Source organism: Leclercia sp. UBA1284 (assembly GCF_002308415.1).
Taxonomy (GTDB): domain Bacteria; phylum Pseudomonadota; class Gammaproteobacteria; order Enterobacterales; family Enterobacteriaceae; genus Enterobacter; species Enterobacter pneumoniae.
In genome coordinates, this window is the sequence record NZ_DBUS01000006.1 from 2,042,357 (window position 1) to 2,054,759 (window position 12,403).

13 protein-coding genes are annotated in these 12,403 nt (G+C 56.0%); 3 read left to right on the top strand and 10 right to left on the bottom strand.

The features are described 5' to 3' along the window. Window positions 1–25 precede the first annotated feature (25 nt). Entirely contained in the window at window positions 26–1,774 is a 1,749-nt protein-coding gene (gene dld, locus B3511_RS13065; RefSeq protein ID WP_286782715.1) for a D-lactate dehydrogenase, read from the top strand. A gap of 110 nt (window positions 1,775–1,884) precedes the next feature. Next, the gene (locus tag B3511_RS13070; protein ID WP_207292092.1) at window positions 1,885–2,439 is read left to right on the top strand and encodes a GNAT family N-acetyltransferase; all 555 of its coding nucleotides are present in this window, start codon (window positions 1,885–1,887) and stop codon (window positions 2,437–2,439) included. Here the strand turns inward: B3511_RS13070 and pbpG are convergent, their stop codons facing one another. The 3 genes from pbpG to B3511_RS13085 are packed head-to-tail and all read right to left on the bottom strand — an operon-like array spanning window position 2,440 to window position 4,142. After that, window positions 2,440–3,387 (bottom strand): D-alanyl-D-alanine endopeptidase, encoded by a 948-nt coding sequence (gene pbpG, locus B3511_RS13075; protein WP_286782718.1) that lies wholly within the window; start codon window positions 3,385–3,387, stop codon window positions 2,440–2,442. A gap of 17 nt (window positions 3,388–3,404) precedes the next feature. Beyond that, window positions 3,405–3,554 (bottom strand): hypothetical protein, encoded by a 150-nt coding sequence (locus B3511_RS13080; protein ID WP_154298770.1) that lies wholly within the window; start codon window positions 3,552–3,554, stop codon window positions 3,405–3,407. Further along, the gene (locus B3511_RS13085) at window positions 3,555–4,142 is read right to left on the bottom strand and encodes a Yip1 family protein (protein ID WP_040074817.1); all 588 of its coding nucleotides are present in this window, start codon (window positions 4,140–4,142) and stop codon (window positions 3,555–3,557) included. Between the two features lie 116 nt (window positions 4,143–4,258). Here B3511_RS13085 and B3511_RS13090 point away from each other — a divergent pair, with 116 nt between their 5' ends. Then, the gene (locus tag B3511_RS13090) at window positions 4,259–4,825 is read left to right on the top strand and encodes a DedA family protein (RefSeq protein ID WP_040074816.1); all 567 of its coding nucleotides are present in this window, start codon (window positions 4,259–4,261) and stop codon (window positions 4,823–4,825) included. Between the two features lie 6 nt (window positions 4,826–4,831). On the opposite strand, the gene B3511_RS13095 is transcribed toward B3511_RS13090, so the two are convergent. From B3511_RS13095 to B3511_RS13125, 7 genes are all read right to left on the bottom strand, one after another. After that, entirely contained in the window at window positions 4,832–5,605 is a 774-nt protein-coding gene (locus tag B3511_RS13095; RefSeq protein ID WP_286782720.1) for an SDR family oxidoreductase, read from the bottom strand. 237 nt (window positions 5,606–5,842) lie between these two features. Further along, window positions 5,843–7,237, bottom strand: coding sequence for a glycoside hydrolase family 1 protein (locus tag B3511_RS13100; protein WP_286782722.1), 1,395 nt, complete (start codon window positions 7,235–7,237; stop codon window positions 5,843–5,845). Window positions 7,238–7,251: 14 nt separating this feature from the next. Continuing rightward, entirely contained in the window at window positions 7,252–9,108 is a 1,857-nt protein-coding gene (bglF, locus tag B3511_RS13105) for a PTS beta-glucoside transporter subunit IIABC (RefSeq protein WP_286782724.1), read from the bottom strand. Between the two features lie 135 nt (window positions 9,109–9,243). After that, the gene (gene licT, locus B3511_RS13110) at window positions 9,244–10,077 is read right to left on the bottom strand and encodes a BglG family transcription antiterminator LicT (protein WP_286782726.1); all 834 of its coding nucleotides are present in this window, start codon (window positions 10,075–10,077) and stop codon (window positions 9,244–9,246) included. A gap of 248 nt (window positions 10,078–10,325) precedes the next feature. Next, entirely contained in the window at window positions 10,326–11,258 is a 933-nt protein-coding gene (gene dusC / locus B3511_RS13115; protein ID WP_207292097.1) for a tRNA dihydrouridine(16) synthase DusC, read from the bottom strand. Between the two features lie 66 nt (window positions 11,259–11,324). Then, a complete protein-coding gene (map, locus tag B3511_RS13120; RefSeq protein ID WP_286782728.1) occupies window positions 11,325–12,104 on the bottom strand; it encodes a type I methionyl aminopeptidase in 780 nt (259 codons plus the stop codon). Then, window positions 12,085–12,303, bottom strand: a complete 219-nt coding sequence (locus tag B3511_RS13125; RefSeq protein WP_004868736.1) for a ParD-like family protein — start codon at window positions 12,301–12,303, stop codon at window positions 12,085–12,087. The genes map and B3511_RS13125 overlap by 20 nt, the downstream gene beginning before the upstream one ends. Window positions 12,304–12,403: the final 100 nt, after the last annotated feature.

Genomic DNA, 12,403 nt, shown 5'->3' on the forward strand with positions numbered 1-12,403 from the left:
GTTTGCTTCATCACAAGGAGTGGAAATGTCTTCCGTCAACACGCACGATAACAACGCATTTATCAATGAATTGTCACGACTGGTGGGCGCGTCCCACCTGTTGACCGACGCGGCGAAGACCGCCCGCTATCGTAAAGGGTTCCGTTCCGGCCAGGGCGATGCGCTCGCGGTGGTATTCCCGGGAACCTTGCTGGAACTATGGCGCGTGCTCAGCCTCTGCGTTGAGGCCGATAAAATCATCCTGATGCAGGCAGCCAATACCGGCCTGACCGAAGGTTCTACCCCCAACGGTAACGACTACGACCGCGATATCGTGATCATCAGTACCCTGCGACTGGATAAGCTGCACCTGCTGGACAACGGCGAACAGGTTCTGGCCTATCCGGGCACCACCCTCTACTCACTGGAAAAAGCGCTTAAGCCGCTGGGACGCGAGCCGCACTCGGTGATTGGCTCCTCCTGCATTGGGGCGTCGGTAGTCGGAGGTATCTGCAATAACTCCGGTGGATCACTGGTGCAGCGCGGTCCTGCGTATACCGAGATGTCGCTCTTTGCGCGCATCGATGAAAACGGCAAGCTTCAACTGGTGAACCATCTCGGTATTGAACTGGGCGTTACGCCAGAGCAGATCCTTAGCAAGCTGGATGACGATCGGGTTAAAGATGAGGATGTGCTTCACGACGGGCGCCACGCGCACGATCATGACTACATCAGCCGCGTGCGCGAAATTGATGCCGATACGCCGGCACGTTATAACGCTGACCCGGATCGACTGTTTGAATCCTCCGGCTGTGCGGGCAAACTGGCGGTCTTTGCCGTGCGCCTGGACACCTTTGAAGCCGAGAAAAATCAGCAGGTGTTCTATATTGGCACCAACCAGCCGGAGGTCCTGACCACCCTTCGCCGTCATATCCTTGGCGAGTTCTCTCATCTGCCGGTGGCGGGTGAGTATATGCACCGGGACATTTACGATATTGCTGAGCGTTACGGCAAAGATACGTTCCTGATGATCGACAAACTCGGTACCGACAAGATGCCCTTCTTCTTTACTATGAAGGGGCGTACCGATGCGATGCTGGATAAAGTCTCGCTCTTTAAACCGCACTTTACCGACCGGTTTATGCAGAAACTGGGCAACGCCTTCCCGGCACACCTACCCCCACGTATGAAGAGCTGGCGCGATAAGTACGAGCATCACCTGTTACTGAAGATGGCGGGCGACGGTATTGCCGAAGCGCAAAGCTGGTTAAGCGAATATTTCAAAACCGCCGACGGGGATTTCTTCGCCTGTACCCCCGAAGAAGGCAGCAAAGCATTCTTGCACCGTTTTGCCGCCGCCGGCGCGGCTATCCGTTATCAGGCGGTTCATGCCGATGAAGTTGAAGATATCCTTGCGCTGGATATCGCCCTGCGCCGCAATGATACCGAGTGGTTTGAACAGCTGCCGCCGGAGATCGACAGCCAGCTGGTGCATAAGCTCTATTATGGCCACTTTATGTGTTATGTCTTCCACCAGGACTATATCGTCAAAAAAGGGGTGGATGCCCATGCGCTGAAGGAGCAAATGCTGGCGCTATTGCAGGCGCGCGGGGCGCAATATCCTGCGGAGCATAATGTCGGCCACCTCTACGAAGCGCCGGAAGCATTAAAGCAGTTTTATCGCGCAAATGACCCCACCAACAGTATGAACCCCGGCATTGGTAAAACCACTAAGCACAAAAACTGGGCTGAAGGGACTAATCCAGCGGGTGATACTTTGCAAACGACGAAATAGACCAGAAAGGGTCGCAGAAGCATTTGTTAAGCGACATGCAGCAGGACTAAAGTAGCATCACTGTGCCAGAGAAACGTTTCTCTGGCTTTTTGATGAGGAATGGGCAGACCATGTCGGCTGTAGAAATGTTAACCGAAACGGAAGTTGTGGTACGCGATGTGCTGCCCGACGATGCGCATGCCATTGCGGCAATTTACGCCTGGCATGTCCTCAATGGGCGGGCCTCGTTTGAAGAGGTTCCCCCGACGGTAGAAGAGATGCGTCAACGCATCAAGAGCGTGACCGGAGAGGGATTACCCTGGCTGGTTGCCCTCTATCGCGGCATCCTGGTGGGCTACTGCTATGCGACGCTATACCGTCCCCGCTCCGCCTATCGCTACACCCTTGAAGAGTCGATCTACGTTGACGCCAGCACGCCGGGACGGGGTTTTGGCAGCGCCCTGCTCAGCGCGTTGATTGCACGCAGCGAACAGGGGCCGTGGCGGCAGATGATCGCCATCATCGGCGATGGGCCGAATAACACCGGCTCGTTGCGCCTGCATAAAAAGCACGGATTTGAAGTGGCCGGACAGCTCAGGAGCGTGGGTTACAAGAAAGGGGACTGGCGCGATACCCTGATTTTGCAGCGTCCACTCAACGACGGTGACTGGACGCTGCCGGAGTAATTAGTCGTTCTGGGCGGTCTGTTCGCCGGCGAGAGTACCCGCCGCCGCCATCTGGGCCGCTTTTTGCTTTTTATAGCTCAGCGCCGCCGCCGGAACCGGCATCACTTTCCCCGTCTCAATCCAGGTACGCAGACGGCTGGCATCCGCGAAGTGGGTGTATTTGCCGAAAGCATCCATCACCACCAGCGCCACCGGTTTACCCTTGATCACCGTACGCATCACCAGGCAGTGGCCTGCCGCGTTGGTAAAACCAGTTTTGGTCAACTGAATATTCCAGTTATCACGGTAGACAAGATGGTTAGTATTGCGGAACGGCAAGGTATAAGCCGGGTTCGCAAAAGTTGCCATCTCTTCTCGGTTAGTGCTCAACTGGCCAATCAGCGGATACTGTTTGCTGGCGATCAACATTTTGGTCAGATCCTGCGCGGTCGAGACGTTATGGATCGACAGGCCTGTCGGCTCTACGAAGCGGGTATGGGTCATGCCCAGCGCTTTCGCCTTAGCGTTCATGGCCTTGATAAAGGCGTTATAGCCGCCCGGATAGTGGTGAGCCAGGCTCGCCGCCGCGCGGTTTTCCGAGGACATCAGTGCCAGCAACAGCATATTTTTACGGCTGATTTCGCTGTTCAGGCGCACGCGGGAGTAGATCCCTTTCATTTCAGGCGTCTGGCTGATATCGACTTTCAGTTTCTCATCCAGCGGCAGTCGTGCGTCCAGCACGACCATCGCGGTCATTAATTTGGTGATGGAAGCGATCGGGCGCACCAGATTTGGGTGGCTGGCGTAGATCACCTTATTGGTGTTCAGATCGACGATCATCGCGCTACCGGAGGCAATTTCCGGCTGGGCTGCCGTCGTCACGGCGGCGGTTTTCGCGAGGGCCGGTGTCGCAACAGGTACGGTTAGCAACAGGGCAAGGCTCAGTATAGAAACGCGGAATTTCAGCATGGGGAGACTTCGGATAATTATTCACGCACGTGATAACGTACACCGCCGATGAAGTGAGGCATCACCGGCTGGCAAACGTCATCATAGCCGCCCGGATGCCTAGCCGCCAGAAGATAATCGTGAACAGATGCTGCATTGCTGGCTATTACGCCAGCAATGCAGTGCATTCAGAACAGGCGATACCCATAACCCCAGAGAATAACAGTCAGCGCCAGCAGCGCTTCCAGCACAAGCACGCCGATAGCCAGCGTCGAGCTGGAGAAACTGAGCCCCTCCTCTTTATTGATATTGAGGAAGGTGGGAATGCCGACATACAGCAAATATCCGGTATAGAACAGCGCAACGGTGCCCACCAGCGCACAGAGCCAGACCAGCGGGTAAATCGCCACAATGCCGCTTAAAAACAGCGGAGTAGCAACATAGCCGGCGAAGATCATACAGAGCGTGAGGGAGGGACGCTGCGGGTGGTTACGCGCCATCCAGTAAATCACGCGCCCCATGATCGCCACACCGGCCAGCATCATGCCGTAAAAGATCACCGCAAGCGCCAGGCCGGTCATCCAGGAGAGTTGTATAACTGTGCCATCACCAAAATCCCAGCCAATCTGCGTGGTGCCAATAAACGCGCAAATGACGGGGATCGCCGCCATCAGCAACACATGATGGGTATAGTGATGACTGACGGTTTCGTTTTCACTTCTGATAACGTGCATTTCACGGTCGGGATGGGAAAAAAGTCCCCAGACATGGTTCATAACGCCCCCTTGTTGTCGGCCCGTACAGCGATACTTAAGTATAATCCAGGCATCAGATTATTTTGTGTACAGCATAAAAAATGCCGTTATGACCAGAGAGGAACTACGCTTATCTTATGGATATCAATGCACTGATAGAACAATACGGATATGCCGCGTTAGTGATAGGCAGCGTGGCAGAAGGGGAAACCATTACGCTTCTGGGCGGCGTGGCCGCGCACCAGGGCCTCTTGAAATTCCCGCTGGTGGTAGCTGCCGTGGCGCTGGGGGGGATGATCGGCGATCAACTGCTCTATTTTCTTGGCGTCCGCTTTGGCCCGGCGCTGTTACGGCGCTTCTCTCGCCATCAGAAAAAAATCCAGCGGGCGCAAAAACTGATTCAGCGCCACCCTTACCTGTTTGTCATCGGCACCCGCTTTATGTATGGCTTTCGCATTATCGGCCCGCTGCTCATCGGGGCCAGCCGTCTTCCGCCCAAAATCTTCCTGCCGCTAAATATCCTCGGCGCCATTCTTTGGGCGCTGATCTTCTCCACCCTGGGTTACGCGGGTGGAGAAGTGATAGGCCCGTGGCTGCATAGCTTTGACCAGCACCTGCGCCACTGGGTGTGGCTGATTGGCGTGCTGGTGCTGGTGGTGCTGATACGCCTGTGGTTAAAGCGCCGTGAGAATAAGCGCGATTAACCCCGGCTACGACTGGGGCTTGAACTGCGGATTGGCCAGCATAAAGCCCCCATCAACGATAAACGACTGGCCGGTGGTGTAACTGGCGTCGCTGTCGCATAGCCAGGCGACAAGACTGGCGATCTCTTTGGTGTGCCCAGGCCGCGCCAGCGGGATTTCGGGCATCGAACCCGGCTTCACTTCGCTGTCGTCCATGTCGTTCATCGGCGTGGCAATAGCGCCCGGTGCCACGGCATTGACCAGAATATTGTGATGGACGAGCTCCAGCGCCATCGATTTGGTTAGCCCGCCGAGGGCGTGTTTAGCCGCCGTGTAAGCGCTGGCCTCCGGTAACGGCGTATGTTCATGCACTGACGTGATGTTCACAATGCGCCCGCCCTGCCCCTGCTTCACCATCTGCTGCGCCGCAATCTGCGAACAGAGAAAGGCCCCGTCCACATCGACGGTGAGGATGCTGCGCCACTCCTCAAATTTCATCTCGAGGAACGGGGCTTTGGTCATCGCCCCGGCGTTATTGACCAGCACATCCAGACGGCCAAAGCGGGAAATCAGCATCTCGATGGCCTTTGCCCCCTCAGGAAGCGTGCTTAAATCGAGGTGAATGGACTCCGCGCGGCGGCCACGGGCTTCTACCTCCCGGCAGGTCTTCGCAGCCCCCTCTTCGTCCGAATGCCAGGTGACGCCTATATCAAATCCGCGCTCTGCCAGCATCAGTGCCGTGGTTTTACCGATGCCGGAATCGGATGCGGTCACAATCGCGACCCGTTGTGTTGCCGTCATACTCACCTCCTCAAGGACAAAGAGGTAAGTATAGATCTTGTCTAAAATCAGGCCGCTTTTGTCATGGTTGCTACACTTAAAGGGAAAATACACAGATGAGGGAACTGACAATGAAAATTTTGTTATGGGTTATTTTAGTTATATTTCTGATTGGCTTACTGGTGGTGACGGGTGTGTTTAAGATGATCTTCTAAGTAATACCCCGGCAGGCTGACCCCTGCCGGGATGTTTCCTGCGTTACCCTTTTAGCGATGCCCCGTTGGTGGCAATCACCTCCTGATACCACCAGAAGCTCTTCTTACGGCTCCGCGCCAGGGTGCCGTTACCCTTGTCGTCACGGTCAACGTAGATAAAGCCATAGCGTTTTGACAGCTCGGCCTTCGAGGCGCTGACCAGATCAATCGGCCCCCAGCTGGTATACCCCATGATCTCGACGCCGTCGTCAATCGCCTCGCGAACCTGCACCAGGTGATCGTTCAGATAACTGATGCGGTAATCATCCTGCACCACGCCGTCGGCATCCGGTTTATCCTTCGCACCAAGTCCATTTTCCACAATAAACAGCGGCTTCTGATAGCGATCCCACAGCACGTTCAGCAGCGTACGCAGGCCAATCGGGTCAATCTGCCAGCCCCATTCGGAGCTGGCCAGGTGCGGATTGGGGACCATGCTCAGGATGTTGCCGCGTGCCTGCTGGTTTAGCGCTTCATCGGTGGTCACACAGCCGGTCATGTAGTAGCTGAAAGAGATAAAATCGACGGTTGATTTCAGCGCCTCGCGATCGGCGTCGGTGATCTCCAACTGGATGCCGTTTTCGCGGAAGAAGCGCAGCATATAGCCCGGATACGCCCCGCGGCACTGTACGTCACCGAAGAACTGCCAGGCGCGGTTCTCCTGCAGCGCTTCCAGCACATCTTCAGGTTTGCAGGTCAGCGGATAGACCAGGCCGCCCAGCAGCATGTTGCCAATTTTCGCCTCCGCAATGATCTCGTGGCAGGCTTTGACCGCCAGTGCGCTGGCCACCAGTTGGTGGTGGATAGCCTGATAGACTTCGCCTTTACTGCTGCTCTCCGGCAGGCCGACGCCGGTCATCGGCGCGTGCAGGGACATGTTGATCTCATTGAACGTAAGCCACAGCTTCACCTTCTCCTTATAGCGTGTAAATACGGTGCGCGCGTACCGCTCAAAGAAGCCGATGGTCTGACGACTGCCCCAGCCGCCGTACTGTTTCACCAGGCCCCAGGGCATTTCGTAGTGGGAGAGCGTCACCAGCGGCGTGATGCCGTGGGCGGCCAGTTCGTCAAAGAGCTTGTCATAAAAGGCCAGCCCGGCTTCGTTTGGCTGCAGCTCGTCACCGTTCGGGAAGATACGCGTCCAGGCAATAGAGACGCGCAGGCAGCTGAAGCCCATTTCGGCAAACAGGCTGATATCTTCCGGATAGCGGTGATAAAAGTCGATCGCCACGTCTTTGATGCCGCTGTCGCCCGCAACCCGTTCCACTACCGGGCCAAAGACCCCCTGCGGCTGCACGTCAGAGGTGGATAACCCTTTGCCATCCTCCAGATAAGCCCCTTCTACCTGATTAGCGGCAACCGCGCCGCCCCACAAGAAATCATTCGGAAACGTTTTCATAGGTTCTCCTGTTATTAATGGCTGACGCAGAGTAGCGGCGTGCCCGCATTGACGGCTGTGGCCGCCACGGTGGATACGTCCCGGTACTCGTCGCTATTACTGATAATGATAGGGGTCGCCAGATCGTAGCCGGCATCGATAATCGCCTGGCGATCGAACTCCAGCAGCAGATCGCCCGGCTGAACTTTGTCACCCACCTTCACGTGAGCGGTAAAGGGTTTGCCGTCGAGCTTAACGGTGTCGATTCCCACATGAATCAGCACCTCAATGCCGCTGTCGCTCAGCAGGCCGATGGCATGTTTGGTGGCAAACAGCGAGGCCACCTCCCCGGCAAATGGGGCGATCACTTTGTTGTCTGAAGGAATAATTGCCGCCCCGTTGCCCAGCAGCCCGCTGGCAAAGGTGGTATCCGGCACCTGATCCAGAGCCAGTACGGTGCCGGTCATCGGCGACAGCACATCGTTTTCACCCGGGGGCACCGCCACCGGGGTGGCTTCCGCTGCCCGGCCCGGCATCCCGGCCACCAGCGTCATGACGCAGCTCAACACCAGTGCCACCAGCGTACCGATAATGCCGCCCCACAAGGTGGCATCCACGCCGCCTGGCGGGATCATCTGCGCCACGGTAAAGATGTTGGCAAAGCCGAAGGAGTAGACGTGGGTATCGCTGAAACCCACAATCGCGCCGCCGATAGCCCCCGCCACACAGCCAAAGATAAACGGACGACGCAGCGGCAAGTTCACGCCATAGACCGCCGGTTCAGTGATGCCAAAAATCCCTGCGGTGACGGACGAACCGGCCAACATTTTCTGACGGCTATCACGGGTACGCAGGAAGATACCCAGCGCGGCGCCCACCTGGCCAAACACCGCCGGCAGCAACATCGGCAGCATAGAGTCATGCCCCAGTACCGCAAGGTTGTTAATCATCAGCGGCACCAGCCCCCAGTGCAGGCCGAAGATCACGCAGACCTGCCAGAGCGCCCCCATTGCCGCCCCTGCCAGCCACGGCGCCAGCACGTAAATCCACTGGTACCCGTTTGCCAGCATCTGGCTAAGCCAGGTGGCAATCGGCCCAATGACCAGGAAGGTCAGCGGCACGGTCACGCCCAGACAGATGAGCGGGGTAAAGAAGTTTTTCACTGCAGAGGGCAGGCGTTTTACGCTCTGCTTCTCCAGCCAGCAGCTGACCCAGGCAGCGAGAATGATCGGAATCACCGATGAACTGTAGTTGAACCAGGTGACAGGGATCCCGAGGAAAGCGTCCTCCATCGCCCCTGCCTGCTGGCTGGCCTCAAAGGCCTGAATCATCATCGGATGGGTTAATGCCCCCCCGATGACCATGGTGATGAAGGGATTACCGCCAAATTTCTTACCGGCGGTGTAACCCAGTACCAGTGGGAAGAAGAAGAAGAGCGCATCGCTCGCCGCAAACCAGATTTTGTAGGTGCCGCTGTCGGTGGTCAGCCAGCCGCAGACTACTGCCAGCGCCAGCAGCCCTTTTAAAATACCGGAGGCGGCCAGTATGCCGATAAAGGGAGTGAAGATGCCCGAAACGATGTCGATCAAACGGCCAAGCAGATTACCTTTGTCGCCCGCCTCTTCCGTCACCGGCGTATCATCGGTGAGCCCGGCTTCATGACGAACGGCTTTCCACACATCGTTAACGTGGTTGCCAATCACCACCTGGAACTGGCCGCCGCTTTCGACAACCATAATCACGCCCGGATTTTTCTTCAGCCCCTCCGCATCCGCCTTTTGGCTCTCTTTCAGTTTAAAGCGAAGCCGGGTGGCGCAATGCACCAGACTGACAATGTTCTCCTTGCCCCCGACGTGGCCGAGAATATCCTTTGCCAATGCTTGATATTCCATCTCGATTTCCTTCTTCAATGCCCGCAGGCACCCGTTGACTGAGACTAAAAATAAAAAAACCCGAGAACGACCCCCATCAGGGGGCCGCGCTCAGGTTTTGCCTGCGTAATGCAGTCACAATCCAGTTGTTGAGGCTTAACGCCCCTCTTTTCTTACCCGCTCAATATGGATAGCGAGGAACATAATCTCTTCGGTTGTCAGCTCGCGCTGATAACTTTTTTGCAGATGCTGTGCGATCTTCTCGGCGCATTTCCACGCCTTCGCATAGTTATCTTTCACCGCGGTATGCAGCGAGACGTCGTCATCTTCCACGACGGTTCGCGTCAGCATGCGCTGGGCGAAGAACTTCAGGTGGGTGACGAAGCGCTGATAACTGAGCGACTCCTCGTCATACTCCAGCTGCAGTTGATACTTCACTAGCTGCAGAATTTCCTGCATCACGCGCGTAACGTGCATCACCTCCGGCATTTCGCTATTCAACTGGGCGGTGACCAGATGCAGCGCGATAAAGCCGGCCTCATCTTCGGCTAAGGCGACGTCGAGCCTTCTGGCGATGATGGCCCGGGCTTCCTGTCCCAGTTCAAACTCTCTTGGATAAAGGCGTTTGATCTCCCACAGCAGCACGTTTTTAATCGCCAGCCCCTTCTTCTGCCGCTCAATGGCGAAGTAGCAGTGGTCGGTCAGGGTGATGTATAAACTCTCCTGCAATTTACCCAGTCGCTGCGCCGCCAGCCCGATAATGCGGTCGCAGGTGGTCATCACCTCCAGAGGGATCTGACTGAGAAGCTCCCCGAGGCGATGCACCAGTTCGTCACTGTGCAGTGCGAACACTTTTTCCACTTTCTCTTTATCCAGGTTCTCACCCACGCGCTTTTGAAAGGCCAGCCCACGACCCATCACGACCTGTTCGCGCCCGTGTTCATCCTGAACAACCACCACATTATTATTAAGAATTTTGGCGATGATCATCGGAACCCCAAAAACAAAAAAACCTGACCTCCGGCGGAAGCCAGAAATCAGGTTTTGCCTGCCGCAGCAGTAACAATCCAGTTCAGGTACTCTATCACTTTCATTCGTAGCCTCAATCTGCCACGAACAGAAACGTGATGGAGATCGCTCTCGGCCACTGTACAGCCCGCAGGCGATTTGCGTACCAAAGGCCCTTTAATACTGAGCGAAAGAGGCATCTAAAAGCCCCGAGCCTGCCCGAGCGGGTATTATTTTGCCTGGATGACGCGCGCAATCTCTGCTGAGGTTTGCAGCGTGCGGATCTCCTGAAATAACGACAGCGCCTCGTCATACTCTTTGCGCAGATAACTGAGCCACTGTTTAATGCGCGCCACATGATACAACCCGGTATCACCCTGCTTTTCCAGACGACTGTATTTTTGCAGCAAGGTCACCACCTCCGCCCAGGGCATGCGCGGCGCGTTATATTTTATGACCCGGCTCAGATTGGGCACGTTCAGGGCGCCACGGCCAATCATGACCGAATCACAGCCGGTAGCGGCCATACAGGCCTGGGCACTTTCGTAATCCCAGATCTCACCGTTGGCAATAACCGGAATCGACAGGCGTTTACGGATCTCGCCGATGGCCTGCCAGTTAATGCGTTCCGCCTTGTAGCCATCTTCTTTAGTACGCCCGTGAACCACCATCTCGCTGGCCCCCGCCTGCTGCACGGCATCGGCAATCTCAAACTGGCGATCGCTGCTGTCCCATCCCAACCGCACTTTTACCGTCACCGGCAGGTGCGCGGGTACCGCTTCGCGCATCGCCTTTGCGCCACGGTAGATAAGTTCAGGATCTTTTAATAGCGTGGCCCCGCCGCCGCTGCCGTTAACCAGCTTCGAAGGGCAGCCACAGTTGAGATCTACGCCATACGAGCCCAGCTCCACCGCCCGTGCGGCGTTTTCCGCCAGCCACTCGGGATATTGCCCCAGCAACTGTACCCTTACCAGGGTGCCCGTAGAGGTGCGGCTCTGGTTGTGGAGTTCAGGGCAGAGTCTGTAAAACGACTTTACTGGCAGCAACATATCGACCACGCGCAGAAATTCGGTGATGCAGAGATCGTAATCGTTAACCTCGGTCAGCAGCTCGCGCACCAGTGAGTCGAGCACGCCTTCCATCGGCGCCAGTAATACACGCATTGTTCGTACCTGTGAAAAAAGACGCGCTATAGTAGCCGCTCTCCCGGTATGTGGAAAGCCCGGCGCTTACTCAGGCACCGTCTCTTCCGGGCGCAGCGTCAGCACTTCAAAACCCTCCGCCGTGACGGCGATGGTATGTTCCCACTGGGCCGAGAGTTTTTTGTCGCGGGTCACTACCGTCCAGCCATCTTTTTTGGTCTTGATACGGCTGTCGCCCTGGTTGATCATCGGCTCGATGGTAAAGACCATCCCTTCTTTGAGCACGGCGCCCTCACCGGGCTTTCCATAGTGCAAGACCTGCGGCTCTTCGTGCATCTCTTTGCCGATACCGTGTCCACAATATTCCCGCACCACGCTGTAGCCGTTGCTCTCAACATAAGACTGAATCGCATGACCGATGTCCCCCAGCGTCGCGCCCGGCTTCACAGCCTTAATTCCTCTCCACATCGCCTCGTACGTTTTATTAACCAGTCGACGGGCCAGCGGCGAGACGTCGCCAATGAGATACATTTTACTGGAGTCGGCAATCATGCCCGCTTTTTCGAGCGTGATATCGACATTGACGATGGACCCGGATTTCAGGTGCTCGGACGATTTCGGGATACCGTGGCAGACCACATCATTCACCGAGGTGTTAAGCACATACGGGAAATCGTACTGCCCTTTGCTGGCCGGACGGGCCTGGAGTTGATTAATAATAAAGGCTTCCACCCGGTCGTTAATCTCCATGGTGGTGACGCCTGGCTTAATAAAGGCGTCCAGCATGGTAAAGACCGAGGCCAGCAGTTCGCCCGCATGACGCTGGCGCGCCAGCTCATCTGCGCTTTTAATGAGAATTGATGGCATTGATCACCTCCAGTAAACGGTCGGAGCCGGATTTCAGCATCATCATCTTGATCTGCTGATGATTAAGTTCAGGGTAGAGCTCACTCATCATACCGAGGCGGATCCAGTATTCGGCCTGAGCATTGACCGAACGTGACATGGCTTTGCTGGCATCACGAATGTCGTCATGCAGCAGGTCGGAAATTTTTACGATACCCATTTATATACTCCGTAATGATTCATATATAAATCGTATATCGTCAGTGAAGGCTTGTCACCCGTGTTTGTGGAAATGCCCGACGTTCCAAAAAGCAATGTCT